Source organism: Streptomyces sp. NPDC001796 (genome assembly GCF_042892355.1).
In the GTDB taxonomy this organism is placed as follows: Bacteria; Actinomycetota; Actinomycetes; order Streptomycetales; family Streptomycetaceae; genus Streptomyces.
The window spans coordinates 181819-202846 of the sequence record NZ_JBIAUC010000005.1 but is presented as its reverse complement, the minus strand read 5'-3'; the positions used below and the strand labels follow the sequence as shown (position 1 = coordinate 202846).

Sequence of the window (21028 nt, the reverse complement as noted above, 5' to 3'; positions counted from 1 at the left end):
TTATCACCGATCTGTGACTGTCGTCATGAGCGCGCGATACGACGGAGCGACGGGCGGAGAGACCGCCTGGGCTGTCACACGTTCTCGACAGGCCGGTAACGGCGGGCGCCGGCATGCGCGACGGGCCGTCGGTACGGGTAGCAGCCCTGTGCCGGGGCCGACGGCGCCCCCGGCGAAACCCGCCGACCGCCCCTCGAGGGGCGCGCCGTACGATGCCCTCTGTTGAAAGCAGGACCGCCTGCGCCATGAACGGACCCGCCTTGCACGAATCCCCCGCACTCGCCTCCTGGCGCATCGCCCTGCCGCACACCACCGCCGCCGTGCCCGTCGCCCGCGCGCTGGTCCGTACGGCGCTGGCGGAGCTGGAGCACGCGGCCGACAGCGACACCGCGGAGCTGCTGACCGCGGAGCTGGTCGCGAACGCCGTGGAGCACGCCGCGGGGGACGGGCCGATCGAGCTGGTCGTGGAGCTGCTGCCGACCGGGTGCACGGTGGAGGTGCACGACCCCGACCCGGCGCCGCCCGGCAACCTCACCCACCCGTTCCCCCTGACTGCCGACCCCTGGCAGGAGCACGGCCGGGGGCTGCTGCTGATCCGTGCGCTCAGCTCGTCCTGCGGGCACCGCCCCACCGAGTCCGGCAAGGCGGTGTGGTTCAGACTGCCTGCGGTTCCCGCTCAGCGGCGTCCGCTGTGACGTCCCCGGCCGTGAGCCGGGAGTGCCGGCGCCCGTAGAGCGCGTACACGAGGGACCCGACCGCGAGGAACACCGCGAACTGCGCCCAGGTCGCCCAGCCCGTCTCGTACATCAGGTACAGGCAGAAGCCGACGCCGAGCAGGGGCATCACCGGGTAGAGCGGGACGCGGAAGCTGCGGGCGAGGCCCGGTTCACGGCGGCGCAGCGCGATCACGGCCACATTGACCACCGCCATCGTGGCGAGCGTGCCGATGGTGCACAGGTTGACCACCGAGTCCAGCGAGGCGAAGGCCGCCGGGATCGCGAAGACGATCGCCACGATCAGCGTGCCGCCGACCGGCGTCGAGGTCCTCGGCGAGACCCGTTCGAACACGCGCGGGATGAGTCCGTCGCGCGCCATGGACATGAGGATGCGGGTCTGGCCGTACATCACGGCGAGCACGACCGAGGCGATGGCGACGACCGCGCCGAAGGCGATGACACCGCCGCCGACCGTGGAGCCGGTGACCTGGTTGACGACGTACGACAGCGCGGCGGGCCGACCGCCGACCGCGGGCCCGCCGATCGCGCCGATCGCGGCGAGCGCGACCGCGCAGTACAGCACGGTGACCAGTCCGATGCAGACCAGGATCGCGACGGGGATGTCGCGCCGCGGGTTCCGGGCCTCCTCACCGGCGGTGGTGATCGCGTCGAAGCCGATGTAGGAGAAGAAGGCGGCCGTGGTGCCCGCGCCGATGCCGCCGAGGCCGGCCGGCGCGAACGGCGTCAGGTTGCCGTGCCTGAAGGCGGTGAACCCGATGGCGCAGAAGGCGACCAGGATCGCCAGCTTGAGGACGGCCATGGCGGCGGTGGCCCGGGCGCTCTCGCGCACACCGCGCACGAGGAGGACGCAGGCCAGGGCGATGACGATCACGGCCGGCAGGTTGACTATCCCGCCGTCGCCCGGCCCGGCGGAGAGCGCGGCGGGCAGCTGCCATCCGGTGAGACTGTGCAGCAGCTCGTTGACGTACTGGCTCCAGCCGACCGCGACGGCCGACACGGACACGCCGTACTCCAGGAGCAGGCACCAGCCGACGAGGAAGGCCGTCCCCTCGCCGAGCCCGGCGTAGGCGAAGGAGTACGACGATCCGGAGACCGGGATCGCGCCGCCCAGCTCGGCGAAGGCGAACGCGGTGAACACGCAGGTCAGGGCGGCGAGCACAAAGGAGACGACGACGCCGGGCCCGGCCTGGGCGACCGAGTCGGACAGTCCGACGAAGATGCCGGTGCCGACGATCGCGCCGACGCCGAAGCACACGAGCTGGAACAGGCCCATGTGGCGCTTGAGTCCGTGCCCGGAGAGATCGGTGCCGGCCTCGGCGACGAGCAGCTGGGGTGACTTGATGCGGAACGGGTTGGCAGGACTGCCGGGCATACGGGTGGTGCTCTTTTCAGTGGTGGGGTCGGCCGAGTGGGCCGCTCGACGGGCACGGAAGGGGTGGTTCCGGGCCCGTCGGGGATCGTACGGGAGGGTGCGGGGCTTGCGCTGTGGCCGTCGTCGCAGCCGGCCGGGCGAAGGGCCCGGTCAGAAGAGGACCAGGTCAGGCGAGGACCAGGTCGGGAGAGGACCCGGTCAGGCGAGAGTCGCGACGAGGACCGCCTTGATGGTGTGCATCCGGTTCTCCGCCTCGTCGAAGACGACGGAGTGCCCTGACTCGAAGACCTCGTCGGTGACCTCGAGCTCGGTCAGCCCGTGCCGCTCGTGGATCTCGCGGCCGACGGCGGTGCCGAGGTCGTGGAAGGCGGGCAGGCAGTGCAGGAACCTCACCTGGTCGTTGCCGGTGGCGCGCAGCACGTCCATGGTCACCGCGTACGGGCCGAGCAGGGCGATGCGCTCGTCCCACACCTCCTTGGGCTCGCCCATCGACACCCACACGTCGGTCGCGACGAAGTCGGCGCCGCTGACGCCCTCCTTCACGTCCTCGGTGAGCGTGATCCGGGCGCCGGAGTCCTCGGCGAGCCGCTGGGCGGCCTCGACGACGGCCTGCTCCGGCCACAGCACCCGGGGCCCGACGATGCGGACGTCCATCCCGAGCAGGGCGCCGGTGACCAGGTAGGAGTTGCCCATGTTGTTGCGGGCGTCGCCCAGGTAGGCGAGGGCGATCTCCGTCAGCGGCTTGTCGCAGTGCTCGGTCATGGTGAGCACGTCGGCGAGCATCTGGGTGGGGTGCCACTCGTCGGTGAGGCCGTTGTAGACGGGGACCCCGGCATGCGCGGCCAGTTCCTCGACGATGTCCTGGCCGTGCCCGCGGTACTCGATCGCGTCGAACATCCGGCCGAGCACGCGGGCGGTGTCCTTGACGGACTCCTTGTGCCCGATCTGGGAGCCTGCGGGGTCCAGGTAGGTGGTGTGGGCGCCCTGGTCGGCGGCGGCCACCTCGAACGCGCAGCGCGTACGCGTCGAGGTCTTCTCGAAGACGAGCGCGATGTTCTTCCCCGTGAGGTACCGCGTCTCGGTCCCGGCCCTCTTGGCCGCCTTCAGCTCGGCGGCCAGCTCGATCAGACCACGGAACTCCTCGGCGCTGAAGTCCAGCTCCTTGAGGAAGTGGCGTCCGGCGAGGGCGGTCGGGACTGTCGCCATGGGGGCGCTCCAGAGGTACGAGGGGAAGGGACGAACACGGGAACGAATGGAAGTCTATACGACGCCTCACATTTCTATACGGAGTCTGACCCTTTCACGCACCCACGCGGTCCCTCTCCACCGGACAGCTCATGCAGCGGGGCCCACCCCGTCCCCTTCCCAGCTCACTCCCCGGAATCTCGATCACTTCGATGCCCCGCTTGCGAAGATGCGTGTTGGTGGTGGAGTTCCGCTCGTAGGCGATGACGACCCCCGGCTCCACCGCCAGGACGTTGCACCCGTCGTCCCACTGCTCCCGCTCGGCCGCGTGCACGTCCTGCGTGGCGGTCAGCACCCGGATCTCGCTGAGCCCCAGCGCGGCGGCGATCGCCCGGTGCATGTGCTCCGGCGGATGATCGGTGACCTTCAGCTCCTTGTCCCCTGCGCCGGGCTCGATCGTGTAGGAGCGGAGCATGCCGAGCCCCGCGTACTGGGTGAACGTGTCGCCGTCGACCATGGTCATCACCGTGTCCAGGTGCATGAAGGCGCGGCTCTTCGGCATGTCGAGCGCGACGATGGTCCGGGCCGACCCTGCCGCGAAGAGCTTGGTCGCGAGCATCTCGACGGCCTGGGGCGTGGTCCGTTCGCTCATGCCGATGAGCACCGCGCCGTTGCCGATGACGAGCACGTCGCCGCCCTCGATGGTGGACGGGTAGTCGGACTGGCCCTCGGACCAGAGGCGGAAGTCCTCGTCACGGAAGAGCGGGTGGTGCCGGTAGATCGCCTCGAAGTGGACCGTCTCGCGCTGACGCGCGGGCCAGCGCATGGCGTTGATGGAGACCCCGTCGTAGATCCAGGCGGAGGTGTCGCGCGTGAACAGGTGACTGGGGAGGGGCCACAGGAGGAAGTCGTCGAGTTCCATCACATGGAACCGCACGGAGGTCGGCTCCGGATGGGCGTCGAGGAACTCCCGCTTGGTCATGCCGCCGACGAGTGCCTCGGCGAGCTCTGCGGAGGGCAGAGACTCGAAGGTGGCGCGGAGGTGGTCGGTGGCGAGCGGACCGTACTCCTTCTCGTCGAAGACACGATCCAGGACCAGGGACCGGGCCGCCGGGATGTCGAGGGCCTCGGTGAGCAGGTCGCCGAAGAGATGCACGGTCACCCCGCGGTCGCGCAGCACGTCGGCGAACCCGTCGTGCTCCGCTCGCGCCCGGCGCACCCACAGCACGTCGTCGAAGAGCAGCGCGTCCTTGTTGCTCGGGGTGAGCCTTTTGAGCTCGAGATCGGGCCGGTGCAGAATGACGCGCCGCAGCCGCCCGGCCTCGGAATCGACGTGGAATCCCATGTCTCCATCCTGACCATTCGGGCACGCGTTCACCCCTCGTTCGCGCCGAATCGGACGGATACCGATTCCGGTCGACCGTTCATGGCCCGGGGGCGGCCGCGCGCCGGCCACCGGGCGTGGTGACGGCCGCCCCCCGGCGCCGACTGCCGGCGCACGCGTACGGCAACCACGCTTCAGGTGCCGTCGGCCGAACGCACGCTTCGCGCGACGGGGCCGGGGCGGTGCCCCGGCCCCCACGGCGGCGCGGTCGAGTCACAGGCGGGGGTCCACCGGCTCCGACTCCAGGGCCAGCACCGCGAACACCGCCTCGTGAACCCGCCACAGCGGTTCGCCCTCCGCCAGGCGGTCCAGGGCCTCCAGGCCCAGGGCGTACTCGCGGATCGCCAGGGAGCGCTTGTGGTTCAGGAACCTCTGGCGGAGCCGGGCGAGGTTGTCGGGACGCGTGTACTCCGGGCCGTAGACGATCCTGAGGTACTCGCGGCCACGGCACTTGATGCCCGGCTGCACCAGGCGGCCGGCCGCGCTGCGGGCCAGCGCCTGGACGGGCTTGACGACCATGCCCTCGCCGCCCCGGCCCGTCAGCTCCAGCCACCAGTCGACCCCGGCCCGCACCGACTCCGGGTCGCCGGTGTCGACGTACAGACGGCGGGTCGTCTGCAGCAGGCCGGTTCCGTCGTGCTCGACCATGCGGTCGATCAGCGCCAGCTGCTCGTCGTGCGGCACGGCCGCGAGGCTGCGGCCCTGCACCGCCAGCAGCTGGAACGGGGCCAGGCGGACGCCCTCCAGACCGTCCGTCGTCCAGCAGTAGCGACGGTAGGCCGCCGTGAAGGCCGCCGCGTCGGCGGCACGTTCGCGCTGGCGGGTCAGCAGGCCGGTGACGTCGACGCCCCGGGCCGCCGCGCCCTCCAGCGCGGCCAGTGCGCCCGGGAACGCGGCACCGGACGCGGCGCCCACCGCCGCGTACTGACCGCGCAGCAGCCCCGACGCCTTCAACGACCACGGCATCAGCTCCGCGTCCAGCAGCAGCCAGTCCGTCTCGAGTTCCTCCCACAGGCCCGCGCCGCCGATCCCCGTGCGCAGACGGTCGAGGACCTGCTCCGTCACCGACTCGTCGTCGAAGAACGGGCGGCCCGTGCGCGTGCAGAGGGAACCCGTGGGACCTCCCCCACCCTCGACGACGCTCGAGCGGGAGGTACCCCCGACTCCGAAGCGCTGCCGGGCCGCCTCCGCGTCCCGGCACACCAGAGCCACCGCCCGCGAACCCATGTGCTTCTCCTCGCACACGACCCGCTCGACACCGTCCTCCCGGTACTGCGCGAAGGCCTCCTCCGGGTGCTCCAGGTAGCCCTCGACACGCGAGGTGGCAGTGGGCGCCATGGTCGGCGGCAGGTACGGCAGCAGCCGGGGGTCCACCGCGAAGCGGCTCATGACCTCCAGGGCCGCTGCCGCGTTCTCCTCGCGGACCGAGACCCGGCCCGCGTGCCGGGTCTCCACCACCCTGCGGCCGTGGACGTCCGCCAGGTCCAGCGGACGGCCCTCGTGGCCGCCGGGCGCCTCGGTGGCCAGCGGCCGGGCCGGCTCGTACCAGACCCGCTCCGCCGGTACGTCGACCAGCTCCCGCTCCGGCCAGCGCAGCGCGGTCAGCTTCCCGCCGAAGACGGCACCGGTGTCCAGGCAGATCGTGTTGTTGAGCCAGGTGGCCTGCGGAACCGGAGTGTGACCGTAGACGACCGCCGCCCGGCCCCGGTAGTCCTCCGCCCACGGGTAGCGCACCGGCAGCCCGAACTCGTCCGTCTCGCCCGTGGTGTCGCCGTACAGCGCGTGCGAGCGGACCCGGCCGGAGGTGCGGCCGTGGTACTTCTCGGGCAGGCCGGCGTGGCAGACGACCAGCCTGCCCCCGTCGAGGACGTAGTGGCTGACCAGTCCGTCGATGAACTCCCGTACCTGCTGCTTGAACTCCTCGCTCTCGTCCTCCATCTGCGCGATGGTCTCGGCGAGTCCGTGGGTGTGCTGGACGCTCCGGCCCTTGAGGTAGCGGCCGTACTTGTTCTCGTGGTTGCCCGGCACGCACAGCGCGTCGCCCGACTTCACCATCGACATCACGCGGCGCAGCACGCCCGGGCTGTCCGGGCCGCGGTCCACCAGGTCACCGACGAAGACCGCCGTACGGCCCTCGGGGTGCACGCCGTCGACGTAGCCCAGCTTGCCGAGCAGCGCCTCCAGTTCCGAGGAGCAGCCGTGCACGTCGCCGACGATGTCGAAGGGGCCCGTGAGGTGGGTCAGGTCGTTGAAGCGCTTCTCGGTGACAACGGTCGCGTTCTCGACCTCCTCCACGCCCCGCAGGACGTGCACCTTGCGGAAGCCCTCGCGCTCCAGGTGCCTGAGCGAACGGCGCAGTTCGCGGGTGTGGCGCTGGATGACCCGGCGGGGCATGTCCGCCCGGTCGGTGCGGGCCGCGTTGCGCTCGGCGCACACCTCCTCCGGTACGTCCAGCACGATCGCGATGGGCAGGACGTCGTACTGCTTGGCCAGGTCGATCAGCTGACGGCGCGCGTCCTGCTGCACGCTCGTCGCGTCCACGACGGTGCGACGACCGGCGGCGAGGCGCTTGCCGGCGATGTAGTGCAGGACGTCGAAGGCGTCCCGGGTGGCGCTCTGGTCGTTCTCGTCGTCGGACACCAGGCCGCGGCAGAAGTCCGAGGAGATGACCTCGGTCGGCTTGAAGTGCCTGCGGGCGAAGGTCGACTTGCCCGATCCGGAGGCGCCGATCAGCACCACGAGGGAGAGGTCGGTGACGGGCAGGGTGCGCCCCTCTGTCTGGGTCACGGTCATGCTGCCTCCCCCTCCTTCTCGGTGGTCGTGGTGGCGGTGGTCGTGGTGGTGGTCAGGGTGAACACGGCCATCTGCGTGGGCGGCCCCAGCTCGGGGTCGTCGGGGCCCACGGGCCGGAACCCGACGGTGTATCCGTGCCGCTCGGCGACCCGGACCGCCCAGGCGCGGAACTCCTTCCGCGTCCACTCGAAGCGGTGGTCGCCGTGCCGTACGTGGCCGGCCGGCAGGCTCTCCCAGCGCACGTTGTACTCGACGTTCGGTGTCGTCACGAGGACCGTGCGCGGGCGGGCCGCGCCGAACACCGCGTACTCCAGGGCGGACAACCGGGGCAGGTCGACGTGCTCGATCACCTCGCTCAGCACTGCGGCGTCGTAGCCCTTGAGCCGACGGTCGGTGTACGCGAGCGAGCTCTGCAAGAGCTTGACGCGGGACGCCTGCCGCTCCCCCATGCGGTCCAGTTTCAGCCGCCGGGAGGCGATGGTGAGCGCCCGTATCGACACGTCGATACCGACGATCTCGGTGAACCGCACGTCCTTCAGCAGCGCCTGCACCAACTGGCCCTGCCCGCAGCCGAGGTCCAGGACCCGGGCGGCGGCGGACTCCTTCAGCGCCGCGACGATGGCCTCCCTGCGCTGCACGGCGAGCGGGACCGGTTTCTCCGGCGTCCTGGTCTCCTCCTCGACAGCGCCGTCGGCCCCCTCGACCGCGCCGTCGGCCCCCTCGTCCGCGCCGTCGGCCCCCTCGTCCGCGCCGTCAGCCTCCAGAACCGCGTTGTCGATCTCCTCCACCTCGCTGTCGTCCGCCTCCGCGAGCCGCACCAGCTCCAGCCGCTCCATCGCCTGCCGGGTCAGCGACCAGCGGCGCGCCAGGTAGCGGCTGGTGATCAGCTTCTGCTCCGGGTGGTCGGGCAGCCAGCCCTCACCGGCCCGCAGCAGCTTGTCGACCTCCTCGGAGGAGACCCAGTAGTGCTTGGCGTCGTCGAGGACGGGCAGCAGCACGTACAGGTGCCGCAGGGCCTGAGCCAGCGTCAGGGCGTCGGACTCCAGAACGAGACGCACATAGCGCGAGTCGCCCCACTCCGGGAACTCGGCGTCCAGCGCGACCGGTTCGGCGGTGGCCACCCACCCCAGGGGCTCGAACAGCCGCACTACGAGAGCCGGTCCGCCACGGGCCGGCAGCGCGGGTATCTCGATGCGCAACGGCAGCGGCTGCTCGGCGCGCCCCGGCAGGGCCTTGCACACGCCCCTCATCGCGGTGGAGAACACACTGCTCAGCGCCACGGCGAGCAGGGAGGACGCCGCGTAGGGGCGGTCGTTGACGTACTGCGCGAGCGCCGCGTCGGGCGCGCCACCGCGGCCCTTGCCCTTGCCCCTGCGCACCAGCGCCACCGCGTCGACCTCCAGCAGCAGCGCGGCCGTGCAGCGCTCGGCGTCCGCCTCGGGGTAGAGGACGTGCGCCGTGCCGTAGGAGGTGGAGAACGCCTGCGCGGTGTCGGGGTGCTTGTGCAGCAGAAAGCCCAGGTCGGTCGCAGGGCGTTCGGGTGTGCCGGTAGTGCCGATGGTCAGGAACATGCCCTGAGTCTCCCGGTCCCGGGGCATCGGGAACCACCGGATTTCGAACCGCGCCGCCCCACCCCGAGGGGCGGGGCGCACACGTCTTCGCGGGCCGTCCGGGCTAGTCCAGCTGGGACTGGACCCGGGACGAGATCAGCTCCAGGTGGTCCAGGTCGTCCAGGTCGAGGATCTGGAGGTAGACACGCTGCGCGCCGATCTCCGCATACCGGCCGATCTTGTCGACGACCTCGGCCGGCGTGCCGGCCAGGCCGTTGGCCTTCAGCTCGTCGACCTCGCGGCCGATCGCGGCGGCACGGCGCGCGACCTCCTGGTCGTCCCTGCCGACGCAGACCACGAGTGCCGTTGAGTACGTCAGGGCGTTCGGGCCCCGTCCTGCCTCCTCCGCGGCGGCCCGGACCCGGCCGAACTGACGCTCGCTGTCCTCGATCGACCCGAACGGGATGTTGAACTCGTCGGCGTACCGGGCGGCGAGCCGCGGGGTGCGGGTGGCGCCGTGGCCGCCGATGAGCACCGGGATGCTGTCCTGGGCGGGCTTGGGCAGGGCGGGCGAGTCGGTCAGGTCGTAGTACTTCCCGTGGAAGTCGAAGGTCTCGCCGGTCTTGGTCGCCCACAGCCCGGTGACGATCTCCAGCTGCTCCTCGAGGCGGGCGAACTTCTGCGCCGGGAACGGGATGCCGTACGCCCTGTGCTCCTCCTCGAACCAGCCCGCGCCCAGGCCCAGTTCGACTCGTCCGCCGGACATCTGGTCGACCTGGGCGACCTGGATGGCGAGCACGCCGGGGAGCCGGAAGGTGGCGGCGGTCATCAGAGTGCCGAGGCGGATGCGCTTGGTCTCACGGGCGAGGCCCGCCAGGGTGATCCAGGCGTCGGTGGGGCCGGGGAGGCCGTCCACGTTGCCCATCTTCAGATAGTGGTCGGAGCGGAAGAAGGCATCGAAGCCGAGGTCCTCGGTGGCCTTGGCGACGGCGAGGAGGGTGTCGTAGGTGGCGCCCTGCTGGGGCTCGGTGAAGATGCGAAGATCCATACCTCCATCCTGCACGGTCGATCACGGGTCGCCCGAACCCTCCCGCCGCTTCCCCTCGGCCCCTGGCGGGTGAAAATCCGTCCATCCGACGGGCCGATGTGCGGATGATCGGTGACCGTGTCCGGCGGTGATCGTTGCTGGTGCGGAGCCGGACCGCCCGGCACCCGTCGCCGGCGGCCGCGCCCGGGGGCGTCAGGGCCGAGGAGGTCTCATGTCCCAGCACATGTCCCAGGAAGCTGTGTCCCCCGGCGGGGTGCCGCACGAGGCTGTCTCCGGGCAGCCGGAGGGGCTGCTGGAGCGGATGGAGAGGCTGATGGCGGCGCTCACCGCGGACCTGACGGAACTCGGGGCGGAGCTGCGCGGGCCGAAGACCGGCGACGACGACCGAGGCTGAGCCGCCGCACTCCGGCCCGGGCCGGGTCGGACAGTGCCGTCACTCAGCCCGCCGCCCGGTCCCGCTCCCGTATCTCGCCGTCTCTCGCCGCCAGTCTGCGCAGCATCTCCTTGACCCGGTCCCTCGACTCGTCCGCCGCGTCTATCGCCTCCATGCACTGCCAGTACGTGCCCTCGTCGTCCGCCGCGCTCGCCACCGCGACGAGGGCCATGCCCAGTTCCATGAGGAGGGAGCCGAGGTCAAGGAGCGCCTTGCGGGCGTCGCCCAGCTCGGTGAGCTGGGCCGCGCGCAGATCGGCCACGTCGACGGGCGGCGTGTCCAGCACGCCGCAGCCCCTGCCCGCCAGCTCCGTCAACCCCAGTGCCTCGCCGCGCAGTTCAGGTGGGCCCGAGACCGCCAGGCGGCTGCCGATCGCCTGTGCCAGGGCGTACGCCTGCCACGCCTCCGCCATGATCCTCGGGCCGCCCTCGCTCCCCGCCAGGGCGCGCCTGCTCGCCACGATGAGCCGCACCGCATCCATGCCCTGCCCCCGCTCTGTCCGACGCGCGCTTCCGCACGTCTGCCCGAACTCCGGTGTCCACTACCCAGAGTGAGTGCAGTCGGGCCGAAAAGCCAGAGCTGGTACGAAATCTGTGGACAACCAGGGGGATGTGGACAACTCAATGACTCCGGAGCGTAACCATCCGAGCTTCCGTGATCACTCCTTCCCGGACGCCGGAAACCTCTCCTCGTTGCGGTCGATCTTCGCGTCCAGCGCCGCCAGCGCGTCGATGCCCAGTACCTCGCAGAGCTGGAGCAGGTACGCCAGGACGTCCGCGACCTCGTCCGTGACCCGGTGGGCCGTGCCCGGGTCCTCCATGACGCGCGCGGACTCCTCCGGCGTCAACCACTGGAAGATCTCCACGAGTTCGGACGCCTCCACGCTGAGCGCGGCCACCAGGTTCTTGGGAGTGTGGTACGGCTGCCAGGCGCGGGCGGCCGCGAAGTCGGCGAGCCGGCGCTGCAGCCGCGCCACGGTCAGGTCCTTGCGCTGCCCGGGTTCCTCTGTCACGCGCTCAGGTCTACCACCGTCACCCCGTTCGACCCCGCCGCCAAGGACGTCTCGCTCACCGCGCCCACCAGCCGGATGTGGCCCCGCTCGCACATCAGCGCCGCCAGCCGGAGCAGTTCGCGTGCCTGGAGCCGGTCCATGCGGCGGTCGAAGCCGTCCGCCAGGACCGTGAGGGTCTGCAGCGCCGCCGGTACCTCTCCCACCGGGTCGACCTCCAGGACGCCCGGGCCGGTGAGCAGGACGAGGGCCAGGGCGACGTACCGCAGTTCGCCGTCGCCCAGCAGCTTCAGCGGGGTGCGCTGTCCGTCGCCCCGGTCGAGCAGCGCGCGGACCGTGCCGTCGCCGAGCGGCTCCGCCAGCAGGTCGACGACTTCTCCCGCGCACCCGGCGGCGACCGCCGCCGTCAGCAGCGCGTGCCGCCGGCCGCACTCCGCGCGCGTGCGCCACAGGACGTCCGCGAGGTTGGAGCAGTCCGGCAGCAGCCGGCCCGCGCCCAGCGGGACGGGGGCGCGCATCCGGCGGGGGCTCGGGTCGCAGGCGAAGACCGAGCGCAGAGCGACCACCATCTGCTCGGCGGCGGCGAGCACCCGGCGCTGGCCGTCGGTCTTCCCCGCGACGCGCAGCGGCAGCAGGGCGGTACCGAGACGGTCGTCGGGGAGCGGCCCCCGGGTGACCGGGGAGGCGCCGGCGGTGTGCCAGGCCGCCTGCACCACCGGGCGGCTCGGGTCGCGCAGTGCGGTCTCCAGCAGCACCAGACCACCGGACGTCAACCGCTCGCCGACGATGCGCAGCTCGGGCTCGACCTGCACGGCGACGTCGAGCCGGACGGGCCCTTGAGGGCCGTCGGCCGTGCAGCCGATCCGGAAGCCGCGCCGCCACTGGGCGTCGGGCCGCGCCCGCTCGGGGACACAGGCCACCGGGTCCGTGAACACCTCGGCCAGCTCCGCACCGCCGCCGAGCCGCGCGAGCGCCCCGTACGCCTGCAACGCGCGCGACTTGCCCGAACCGCTCGGCCCGGTGAACAGGGTCAACGGGCCCAGTGGAAAGGTCGCCCGCCGATGCCCGGCGAAGGCGGACAGCCGCAGTTCGGTGACGCACGGCCGGTCCGGACGCGGACCGGCGGGAGCGGCTTGCTCAGGGACAGCGGGCACGGGTGGTGCAGGCGGCAGGGTCATGTCCGGGACCGTAGGTCTCCTGCGGACCGGCGAACCGTTCCGGCCCCGCGGGCTTCCTACGATCGAGCGACCGGCCGGGCCCGTCGGGGACCCACACCCCGGCTCAGACTCCCGGAACCCCTGCCTCCGCCATCAGTCCCCGCACTTCCGTGCCCCGCGGCGTCAGCAGGAACACGTTGCGGTCCACCCGGTGCATCCCGCTGGACAGGCCGAAGACGACGCCGGTGCTGAAGTCCAGGACCCGCTTGGCGACGTCCGTCTCCGCGCCGGTGAGGTCGAGCAGGACCGGTACGCCCGCCATCAGGGTCTCGGCGACGTCGCGGGCGTCCGCGAACACATTGACCCTCAGGACGACGAAGCGGCGGCGCGCCTCGGTCTCCGCCTCGGGCAGCGCCCGGTGGTCGACCGCTGACGGCCAGGCGTCCCGGCCCCGCAGCGGAACGACCTGAGCGAGCCCCTCCCACTGTTCGTCGGTGACATCGTGGCTGTTCACCGGCCCTCCCCGTGTCGGCTCGCACTCATCGTCTGCACCGGGCAATTCTTGCGCATGGTCACCCGTTCGGCCCAACAGCGACACGGACCGCGACACTCCCTTCGGTCACTTCGGCCGGAGGGCGCCCCTCCAGTACCACGCCGGCGTCGCCTCACACGGGCCCTTTGCCCGGTGTGCAGCGCGCGTAACGGCTCAAGATCACGGCGCGTGACATCCGCGTAACGGGCAATTCGTACGGTCGTCGGCATGACCACGAGCCCCGGAACGCAGCAGATACGAACCGTCTGCTCGTACTGCGGCGTCGGCTGCGGGATCGTGCTCGACGTCGCGACCGGTCCAGACGGCCGCCGTCGTGTCGTCAAGGCGTCCGGCGACAAGGAGCACCCGGCCAACCGCGGCCGGCTCTGCACCAAGGGCGCCACCACCGCCGACATGCTGGCCGCGCCCGGGCGGCTGACCACGGCGCTCGTGCGCGACGACCGGGGGGCGGAGCCCGTGCCCGCTCCCGTGGACGCGGCCGTGCGCGAGACCGCCCGCCGGCTGCGGGAGATCGTCGACGAGCACAGCCCGGACGCCGTCGCCTTCTATGTGTCGGGCCAGCTGAGCCTCGAGGCGCAGTACCTCGCCAACAAGCTGGCCAAGGGCTTCGTACGGACCAACCAGATAGAGTCGAACTCGCGGCTGTGCATGGCCAGCGCGGGCGCCGGATACAAGCTGTCGCTGGGCGCCGACGGGCCGCCGGGATCGTACGACGACCTGGACGAGGCGGATGCCTTCCTGGTCATCGGCTCGAACATGGCCGACTGCCATCCGATCCTGTTCCTGCGCCTGATGGACCGGGTCAAGGCGGGCGCCAAGCTGATCGTCGTCGACCCCCGGCGCACCGCGACCGCCGCGAAGGCGGACCTCTTCCTGCAGATCCGGCCCGGCACCGATCTCGCCCTGCTCAACGGGCTGCTCCACCTGCTGCACGAGAACAGGCACACGGACGAGGGCTTCATCGCCCGGCACACCGAGGGCTGGGAGGCGATGCCCGCCTTCCTCGCCGACTACACGCCCACCGCCGTCGCCGGGATCACCGGTCTGGCCGAGGAGGACCTCCGCCGGGCGGCCCGGCTCATCGGCGAGGCGAAGGAGTGGACGAGCTGCTGGACCATGGGGCTCAACCAGTCCACGCACGGCACCTGGAACACCAACGCGCTCGTCAACCTGCACCTCGCGACCGGCGCGATCTGCCGTCCGGGCAGCGGTCCGTTCTCCCTGACCGGGCAGCCCAACGCCATGGGCGGGCGCGAGATGGGGTACATGGGGCCGGGGCTGCCCGGTCAGCGGTCGGTGCTCGTGGAGGAGGAGCGGGCGTTCGTCGAGGAGCTGTGGGGGCTCCGGCCGGGCACGTTGCGCGCGGACGGGGTGGGGCGCGGAACCGTCGAGATGTTCCAGAAGATGGCGGACGGCAATATCAAGGCCTGCTGGATCATGTGCACCAACCCCGTGGCGTCGGTGGCCAACCGCAAGACGGTCATCGAGGGCCTGGAGGCCGCCGAGTTCGTCGTCGCCCAGGACGTCTTCGCCGAGACCGAGACCAACGCCTACGCCGACGTGGTCCTGCCCGGCGCGCTGTGGGCCGAGACCGAGGGCGTCCTCGTCAACAGCGAGCGCGGGCTGACCCTCGCCCGGCCCGCGCTGGACCCGCCGGGCGAGGCGATGGCCGACTGGCGGCTGATCGCGGCGGTCGCGCGGGAGATGGGGTACGCGGAGGGCTTCTCCTACGCAAGCGCCGAGGAGGTCTTCGAGGAGATCAAGCGCGCCTGGAACCCGAAGACGGGCTGGGACCTGCGCGGGGTGACCTACGACCGGCTGCGGAGCGGGCCCGTGCAGTGGCCGGCCTCCCGGGAGGACGGTCCGGCGCGCAATCCGATCCGGTACGTCGACGGCGGGCTGACGTTTCCCACTCCGAGCGGCAGGGCGGCGTTCCACGCGCGGCCCCATCTGCCGCCCGCCGAACTGCCGGACGACGACTACCCGTTCCTGCTGAACACCGGGCGGGTGCAGCACCAGTGGCACACGCTGACCAAGACGGCGAAGGTCGAGAAGCTCAACAAGCTCAATCCGAGGCCCTTCGTGGAGGTGCACCCCGAGGACGCGGCCGCGCTCGGGATCGCGGACGGCGACCGGGTGGAGGTGGCCTCGCGGCGCGGGCGGGCCGTGTTGCCGGCGGTGGTGACGGACCGGGTGCGGCCCGGGTGCTGTTTCGCCCCGTTCCACTGGAACGACCTGTTCGGCGAGTATCTGAGTGTCAACGCGGTGACCAGCGACGCGGTGGACCCGGTCTCCTTCCAGCCGGAGTTGAAGGTGTGCGCGGTGGCGCTGGCGAAGGTGGCCGAGCCGGCGAGCCCTCCGGCGGCCCCCGTCCCGGCGGTCACACGGGTCCCGGTGCCCATCGCCCCGAGCGCCACCGACCCCTTCGGCCTCGCCCCCGCCCCTCCGCCGGTCCTGAGCGCCCAGGAGCGCCAGTACCTCACCGGCTTCCTCGCGGGCCTCGGTTCCGGTGCCCCCGGGGTGCCCGTGCTGCCGCCGGACGCGCCCTTCAGCCCGGAGCACGCCCTGTGGGTCAACGGTGTCCTCGCCGGCATGTACTCCCGGGCCGGCAGCGCGCCCGAAGAGCGGGAGCCGGCCGGCCGTGAGGTCGTCGTGCTGTGGGCCTCGCAGACCGGGAACGCGGAGGAGTTCGCCACGGCGGCCGCCCAGCGGCTCAGCGCGACCGGACACCGGGCGACCCTGGTCGGGATGGACGAGGCCGACGTCGGCAGGCTCCCTCGTGGCGCGGATCTGTTGCTGATCACGAGTACGTTCGGAGACGGCGACGCGCCCGACAACGGCTCCGGCTTCTGGGACGCACTCTCCGGCCAGGAGGCTCCGCGCCTGGACGGCGTCCGTTTCGCCGTGCTGGCCTTCGGCGACTCGTCGTACGACGACTTCTGCGGACACGGGCGCCGTCTCGACGCGCGCCTGCAGGAGCTGGGCGGGGTGCGCCTCGCGCCGCGCACCGACTGCGAACCCGACTACGAGCCGTCCGCGGGCGCCTGGCTCGAGTCGGTCCTCGCGGCGCTCGGCGGCGCCCCGGCGGCGGCCCCCGCGCAGCCGAAGCCGCGCAAACCCGCCCCGGCGACCGCCCGCCTCGTCGGCAACCGGCTGCTCAGCCTGCCCGGAGCGGCCAAGGAGGTGCGCCGGTTCACGTTCGACACCGGCGGGACCGGCCTCACGTACGAGACGGGGGACGCGCTCGGTGTGCGCCCGGTCAACTCCGCCGCGCTGGTGGAGGAATGGCTGGAGGTGACGGGCATCGACCGAGCCGCCGCCGTCGAGGTCGCGGGAGCGGGAGAGGTGCCCTTCACCGAAGCCCTGCTCAGGCATCTCGACATCACCCGGATCACCCCGGACCTGCTGCGCTTCGTCGCCGAACGCACCCGCGACGACCGGGAGCTGCGGCAGCTGCTGCGCCCCGACAACAAGGACGGCCTGGCGCGCTGGTGCTGGGGCCGGCAGGCCGTCGACGTGGCGGCCGAGTACGCGGTACGGGCCACGGCCGAGGAATGGACCGGAGTGCTCAAGCGGTTGCAGCCGCGGCTGTACTCGATCTCCTCCAGCCCGCTCGTCGACCCGCACCGGGTGTCGCTGACCGTGTCCGTGGTGCGCTACGAGAGTCTGCGCGGGCGGCCCCGCGCCGGGGTGTGCGGCGGCTTCCTCGCCGACGCGGAGCCCGATGCGCCGGTGCCGGTCTTCGTGCAGCGCTCGCCCCACTTCCGGCCGCCGGCGGACGGCTCGACCCCGATGGTGATGGTCGGACCCGGCACCGGGGTCGCCCCTTTCATCGGTTTCCTCCAGGAGCGTCGCGAACTCGGCCACACCGCACCGAACTGGCTGTTCTTCGGCGAGCAGCACCGCGCCACCGACTTCTACTACGAGGAGGAGCTGACGAAGCTGCGGGAGGACGGCGTGCTCACGCGCCTCGACACCGCCTTCTCCCGCGACCAGCGCGCCAAGGTCTACGTCCAGGACCGGATGCGCGAGCACGGCCCCGAGCTGTGGCACTGGCTGCGGGAAGGCGCCCGCTTCTACGTCTGCGGGGACGCCTCCCGCATGGCCAGGGACGTCGACCAGGCGCTGCGGGACGTCGCCGTCCTGCACGGCGGCATGAGCGAGGCGGAGGCGACCGCGTATGTGAAGCAGCTCGCGGCGGAGAAGCGGTATGTGCGGGACGTCTACTGAGGCGGCGTGCGGTGCCTCGATGGTGGCCGGCAGGCAGAGGGCAACCGTCGGCGCAACCCCCCGTACGAGCCCTCTTCACCTCACTGCTACCGGGCTCTTCACCTCCGGGCCCCCGGCGTTCATGATCTCCCCCTAGCGTCCTTCCGTGCATGTGGCAGAAGTGAAGCCGTCGACAAGCGCCCGCCGGGTGCTCCCGCTGGTGGCACGGGGCGAGGCCGAGCCGGACGGGGCTCCCGCACAGTGGCACCGCATTCTCACGTTGCTCGCGAACATCAGCCTGTTGATCGGCACGCGCAACGTGTGGAACAGCGCCGCCAGCCATCAGCCGCCGATCGCCGCAGTGATCTCCGTCTGCTACGCGTCGATCCTGGTGACGGGCGTCCTGACACTGGTGGTGCGGCGCAGCCGCTCGCTGGCGCGACTGGATCTCGTGGTCCTGGTGACGGCGATCACGCTCGTCTACTGCGCGTCCGGCGCGCTGCACGACTACAGCGACGAGTCGATCCTCACCATCCAGGCCGCCCGCGAGCTACTGCACGGCGACCCGGTGTACGGGCAGGCCTGGCCGTGGCTGTTCGGGCACCACAGCACCGTCGCCTACACCCAGACGGTGGAGGGCGGCTACGACTTCACCTACGGCTATCCGCCGCTGACCGCGATCCTCACCGCGCCGCTGCTGTGGATGGGCCACGGCGCGCTGCCCGAGGTCCTGGTCCCCACCACCGCGATCGCGCTCGGCACGATCGTCATGTGGAAGATGCTGCCGACGCCGTGGCGCTCGGCGGCCACCATGGTCTGCCTGGGCTTCGGCATGATCCCGATGTACGCCCGGCTCGGCTACCCCGCGATCGTCGCGCTGGCGTTCCTGATCCCGGTGGTGGTCCGCTGGACGCGGATGGGCATGGGCGGCCCGGCCGACTGGGCGCGGGCGGCCTGCCTGGGCGCGGCCTGCGCCAGCCAGCAACTGCCCTGGTTCCTGACGCCGTTCCTGCTCGCCGGGGTCTACGCGTTGCGGCGCGGCGAGCTGGGGGCGCGTGAGGCGGCCCGCGCCGTGGGACGGATCGTGGGCATCGCCGCCGGAACGTGGCTGCTGATCAACGCCTACTTCATCGTGACCGAGCCGCGTACATGGATCGAGGGCATCGCGCTGCCGCTCACCCAGGGCGCGATCATCCACGGCCAGGGCCTGGTCGGCATCTCCCTGTACTACACCGACGGCAGCGACCGCCTGTCCTGGTACTCGCACGCCAGCATGCTGCTGGCGGCGGGCCTGCTGGCTCTGTTCGTGCTGTTCGTGCGCCGACTGGGTCCGGCGGCGACCGTGCTGCCCTGGTGCGCGTTCTTCCTGGCGACCCGTTCGCAGGACGGCTACTACCTGATGATGACGCCGCTGTGGCTGGCGGCCGCGGTCACCGTGCCGCCCTCCGCGTTCGCCACCGCCTGGCAGCCCCGGCTGCTGCACGGCCGGCGGACGGCCCGCGCGGTGCTCGCCGGGGCCCTGGTGGCGCCGGCCCTGGTGGCCGCACTGGTGGCGGCGACCGGCAAGCCGCCGCTGCGGATGCAGGCCGTCGGCTCGACCCGGACGACCCCTCAGACCGTCAAGACGCTCACCGTCCGCGTGAACAACACCGGCGACTCCGCCGTCGAGCCCCACTTCGCCGTGACCACCGGCCAGGGCATGAGCCGCTATTGGAAGGTGCTCCAGGGTCCGTCGTCCGTCGGCGCCCACGCTTCGGCGACGTACCGGATCCAGGCGCCGGGCAAGGGATTCGCCATACCCGAGAAGGGCACCCGCATCCGGCTGCGGGCCTTCACCGCGTCGCCGATGACGCTGTCGAGCCAGGACATCCACCTGGCGGCACAGAAGGTCCCGCCCTCGCAGAAGAAGTGATGCCGGTCAGGTCACCTGCTTGAGCAGAGCCGGGCTCGACCTTGACAACGTGGGCTTCGTCATCGTCGGGTCGTCCGTGGTGGTATGGGCGGCGGCCTTCGGGCACGGGCGGCCGGCGAAGGCCGAGGAGCGCCGGGCTCCCCGCCCCGCCGACGGCAGGTGACGCCGGCGGGGCGGGATCCGGTCACTCGGACGAGGACGGGTGAGAGGTGCCGGAGGACCCGGCGGTGCGACCGCGGGCGAGAGTGAAGCCCGCGGCGGCAAGCCCGAGCACGCCGACGACCAGACCGGCGATGCCGAGCCCGCGGGCGGTGGAGTCACTGGTGGCCGCGGTCTTCGTCGTGCCGGCACTCGGCTTCTCCCCGGTGCCCGCGGGTGCCGCGGTGGAACCGCCGCCCTCCGCCGTGCCCTTGGCGGTCAGTTGGAGCACCGGCGCCGGGTTCTCCGGCTCGTCCTGCCCCTTCTGGGCCTCCTCGATCCAGCGGACGACGTTTCCGTCGGAGTAGGTCTGCAGCGTCTTGAACGTCAACTTGTCGGCGTCTTCCGGAAGTTGACCGAAGGCGACGTTGAAGTCCTGGTACTGGCCGTGCCGGATGCGACCGCCGGTCCAGGTGATCTGGGAGACGGCGTCGGTGATGGTGCCGTCGTCCGTCTTGACCGGGGTCTTGAGCTTGGTGGTGGTCACCTGCGCCGTCCAGCCGTCCTGCGGGCTGACCAGAACGCCCAGGATCGGGTGGTCGGTGGGCAGGAAGACCTGCACCTTGGTGGTCGCGGCGGTGTCCTCCTCGTTGGGCACCCGGAAGGTCAGCACACCGTCCGTGGCGCCCTTGGCGTAGGTCTCGGGGTGGACGGTGACATGGGCGAAGGCCGCCCCGGCCGCGGTGAGGACACCGGCGGCGGCGAGCGCGGCGACGGTGGTGGCGCGGCGCAGGGTGGTATGCATCGGGGACATGGGTCGGCAAGCTCCGTACTGGTACTGGGTGTTGGGGGGTTCAGACGGTGTACGGGGCTGCCGGGGGCGGGCCGCGCCGGTGGAGGGCGTGGCGCAGCAGCGCCTGTCCGGGGAGCCGGCGTCGGCGGGCGTAGGGGCGCGGCGGCCGGACGTACGCGGGCAGCGGTGCCGTACGCCACCGGACGGCGAGGCGCGGGACGAACGCGGCGGCCTTGCGCAGCAGCGTCCACAGGGCGGCCTCGCCACGCCGCAGGCACCAGGAGGCCAGCAGGGCGGCGGCCAGGTGGGCGGCGACGGCGTGCGAGGTCATGGCGTGCGGCGCGGCGGCCATGGGCGTGCCGTGCGCCATGCCCGGCATGCCCATCGGCATCTGTGCCGGCCCGGCCGCGCCGAAGGCGAGATGGAGCCCGCCCTGGACGATGAGCATCGCGAGGGCGATGCCGGGCAGCGAGCGCTCACGCCCGGCGAGCACCGCCCCGGCGGCGAACACGGGCAGGAACCCCGCCGCGTCCGCCCACACCGGCGGCACCGCGCCGGTGGCCAGCGTGTGTCCGCCGACGGCGAGCAGCACGCACACGACGGCGAACACCGCCGCGCGCAGGCTCCGCACCGTCCAGGACACGTCCATGGGGTGGGATCCTGCCATGCGGACGCCCGCGATCATGTCCGTTTCCGCAGATCCGGCGTGCCGGGGACGCCGAGGGGCGCGTTGCTGAGGGGGTGGCGCGGGCGCC

Annotated in this window: 17 protein-coding genes; 5 read left to right on the top strand and 12 right to left on the bottom strand. The window is 72.1% G+C overall.

What is annotated here, in order from left to right:
- Positions 1–245: 245 nt before the first annotated feature.
- Positions 246–695 (top strand): ATP-binding protein, encoded by a 450-nt coding sequence (locus tag ACFYZE_RS13010; RefSeq protein WP_388991831.1) that lies wholly within the window; start codon positions 246–248, stop codon positions 693–695.
- Here the strand turns inward: ACFYZE_RS13010 and ACFYZE_RS13005 are convergent.
- The 6 genes from ACFYZE_RS13005 to ACFYZE_RS12980 all read right to left on the bottom strand — a co-directional run bounded on the left by ACFYZE_RS13005 (position 655) and on the right by ACFYZE_RS12980 (position 10069).
- Positions 655–2109, bottom strand: coding sequence for an amino acid permease (locus ACFYZE_RS13005; RefSeq protein WP_388991828.1), 1455 nt, complete (start codon positions 2107–2109; stop codon positions 655–657). The two genes, ACFYZE_RS13010 and ACFYZE_RS13005, sit on opposite strands and share 41 nt — an antisense overlap.
- 198 nt (positions 2110–2307) lie before the next feature.
- The gene (argF, locus tag ACFYZE_RS13000) at positions 2308–3315 is read right to left on the bottom strand and encodes an ornithine carbamoyltransferase (protein WP_388991825.1); all 1008 of its coding nucleotides are present in this window, start codon (positions 3313–3315) and stop codon (positions 2308–2310) included.
- A gap of 94 nt (positions 3316–3409) precedes the next feature.
- On the bottom strand, positions 3410–4639 hold the full coding sequence (locus ACFYZE_RS12995; RefSeq protein WP_388991822.1) for an arginine deiminase: 1230 nt from the start codon (positions 4637–4639) through the stop codon (positions 3410–3412).
- Positions 4640–4891: 252 nt separating this feature from the next.
- A complete protein-coding gene (locus ACFYZE_RS12990) occupies positions 4892–7471 on the bottom strand; it encodes a polynucleotide kinase-phosphatase (protein ID WP_388991819.1) in 2580 nt (859 codons plus the stop codon).
- Positions 7468–9042, bottom strand: coding sequence for a 3' terminal RNA ribose 2'-O-methyltransferase Hen1 (locus ACFYZE_RS12985; RefSeq protein ID WP_388991816.1), 1575 nt, complete (start codon positions 9040–9042; stop codon positions 7468–7470). Before ACFYZE_RS12985 ends, ACFYZE_RS12990 begins: the two co-directional genes overlap by 4 nt.
- 103 nt (positions 9043–9145) lie before the next feature.
- Positions 9146–10069, bottom strand: a complete 924-nt coding sequence (locus ACFYZE_RS12980) for an LLM class F420-dependent oxidoreductase (RefSeq protein ID WP_388991813.1) — start codon at positions 10067–10069, stop codon at positions 9146–9148.
- A gap of 211 nt (positions 10070–10280) precedes the next feature.
- Here ACFYZE_RS12980 and ACFYZE_RS12975 point away from each other — a divergent pair, with 211 nt between their 5' ends.
- Positions 10281–10463 carry a hypothetical protein gene (locus ACFYZE_RS12975; RefSeq protein ID WP_388991810.1) on the top strand — a complete coding sequence of 61 codons (183 nt, stop codon included), beginning with the start codon at positions 10281–10283 and terminating at the stop codon, positions 10461–10463.
- Between the two features lie 43 nt (positions 10464–10506).
- On the opposite strand, the gene ACFYZE_RS12970 is transcribed toward ACFYZE_RS12975, so the two are convergent.
- From ACFYZE_RS12970 to ACFYZE_RS12955, 4 genes are all read right to left on the bottom strand, one after another.
- Positions 10507–10983, bottom strand: a complete 477-nt coding sequence (locus ACFYZE_RS12970) for a DUF6099 family protein (RefSeq protein ID WP_388991807.1) — start codon at positions 10981–10983, stop codon at positions 10507–10509.
- 177 nt (positions 10984–11160) lie between these two features.
- Positions 11161–11514 carry a nucleotide pyrophosphohydrolase gene (locus ACFYZE_RS12965; RefSeq protein ID WP_388991804.1) on the bottom strand — a complete coding sequence of 118 codons (354 nt, stop codon included), beginning with the start codon at positions 11512–11514 and terminating at the stop codon, positions 11161–11163.
- On the bottom strand, positions 11511–12689 hold the full coding sequence (locus tag ACFYZE_RS12960; protein WP_388991801.1) for an AAA family ATPase: 1179 nt from the start codon (positions 12687–12689) through the stop codon (positions 11511–11513). Before ACFYZE_RS12960 ends, ACFYZE_RS12965 begins: the two co-directional genes overlap by 4 nt.
- A 103-nt stretch (positions 12690–12792) precedes the next feature.
- Positions 12793–13182: a cell division protein SepF gene (locus ACFYZE_RS12955; protein ID WP_388991798.1), complete on the bottom strand. Its 390-nt coding sequence runs from the start codon at positions 13180–13182 to the stop codon at positions 12793–12795.
- Between the two features lie 246 nt (positions 13183–13428).
- Here ACFYZE_RS12955 and ACFYZE_RS12950 point away from each other — a divergent pair, with 246 nt between their 5' ends.
- The 3 genes from ACFYZE_RS12950 to ACFYZE_RS12940 all read left to right on the top strand — a co-directional run bounded on the left by ACFYZE_RS12950 (position 13429) and on the right by ACFYZE_RS12940 (position 19505).
- Positions 13429–17451, top strand: a complete 4023-nt coding sequence (locus ACFYZE_RS12950; protein WP_388991795.1) for a molybdopterin-dependent oxidoreductase — start codon at positions 13429–13431, stop codon at positions 17449–17451.
- A gap of 187 nt (positions 17452–17638) precedes the next feature.
- Entirely contained in the window at positions 17639–19342 is a 1704-nt protein-coding gene (locus ACFYZE_RS12945) for a hypothetical protein (RefSeq protein ID WP_388992418.1), read from the top strand.
- A gap of 19 nt (positions 19343–19361) precedes the next feature.
- On the top strand, positions 19362–19505 hold the full coding sequence (locus ACFYZE_RS12940) for a hypothetical protein (RefSeq protein ID WP_388991792.1): 144 nt from the start codon (positions 19362–19364) through the stop codon (positions 19503–19505).
- Positions 19506–19526: 21 nt separating this feature from the next.
- On the opposite strand, the gene ACFYZE_RS12935 is transcribed toward ACFYZE_RS12940, so the two are convergent.
- A complete protein-coding gene (locus ACFYZE_RS12935) occupies positions 19527–20294 on the bottom strand; it encodes a YcnI family protein (protein WP_388991789.1) in 768 nt (255 codons plus the stop codon).
- Positions 20295–20334: 40 nt separating this feature from the next.
- The gene (locus tag ACFYZE_RS12930; protein WP_388991786.1) at positions 20335–20922 is read right to left on the bottom strand and encodes a hypothetical protein; all 588 of its coding nucleotides are present in this window, start codon (positions 20920–20922) and stop codon (positions 20335–20337) included.
- Between the last annotated feature and the right edge of the window lie 106 nt (positions 20923–21028).

Excerpts from the sequence above, each read along its gene's own strand:
- ACFYZE_RS12935 (WP_388991789.1), bottom strand. The coding sequence starts at position 20,294 with ATGTCCCCGATGCATACCACCCTGCGCCGCGCCACCACCGTCGCCGCG.
- ACFYZE_RS12995 (WP_388991822.1), bottom strand. The coding sequence starts at position 4,639 with ATGGGATTCCACGTCGATTCCGAGGCCGGGCGGCTGCGGCGCGTCATT.
- ACFYZE_RS12980 (WP_388991813.1), bottom strand. The coding sequence starts at position 10,069 with ATGGATCTTCGCATCTTCACCGAGCCCCAGCAGGGCGCCACCTACGAC.
- ACFYZE_RS12950 (WP_388991795.1), top strand. The coding sequence starts at position 13,429 with ATGACCACGAGCCCCGGAACGCAGCAGATACGAACCGTCTGCTCGTAC.
- ACFYZE_RS12975 (WP_388991810.1), top strand. The coding sequence starts at position 10,281 with ATGTCCCAGCACATGTCCCAGGAAGCTGTGTCCCCCGGCGGGGTGCCG.
- ACFYZE_RS13010 (WP_388991831.1), top strand. The coding sequence starts at position 246 with ATGAACGGACCCGCCTTGCACGAATCCCCCGCACTCGCCTCCTGGCGC.
- ACFYZE_RS12990 (WP_388991819.1), bottom strand. The coding sequence starts at position 7,471 with ATGACCGTGACCCAGACAGAGGGGCGCACCCTGCCCGTCACCGACCTC.
- ACFYZE_RS12985 (WP_388991816.1), bottom strand. The coding sequence starts at position 9,042 with ATGTTCCTGACCATCGGCACTACCGGCACACCCGAACGCCCTGCGACC.
- ACFYZE_RS12970 (WP_388991807.1), bottom strand. The coding sequence starts at position 10,983 with ATGGATGCGGTGCGGCTCATCGTGGCGAGCAGGCGCGCCCTGGCGGGG.
- argF (WP_388991825.1), bottom strand. The coding sequence starts at position 3,315 with ATGGCGACAGTCCCGACCGCCCTCGCCGGACGCCACTTCCTCAAGGAG.
- ACFYZE_RS12930 (WP_388991786.1), bottom strand. The coding sequence starts at position 20,922 with ATGGACGTGTCCTGGACGGTGCGGAGCCTGCGCGCGGCGGTGTTCGCC.
- ACFYZE_RS12960 (WP_388991801.1), bottom strand. The coding sequence starts at position 12,689 with ATGACCCTGCCGCCTGCACCACCCGTGCCCGCTGTCCCTGAGCAAGCC.
- ACFYZE_RS13005 (WP_388991828.1), bottom strand. The coding sequence starts at position 2,109 with ATGCCCGGCAGTCCTGCCAACCCGTTCCGCATCAAGTCACCCCAGCTG.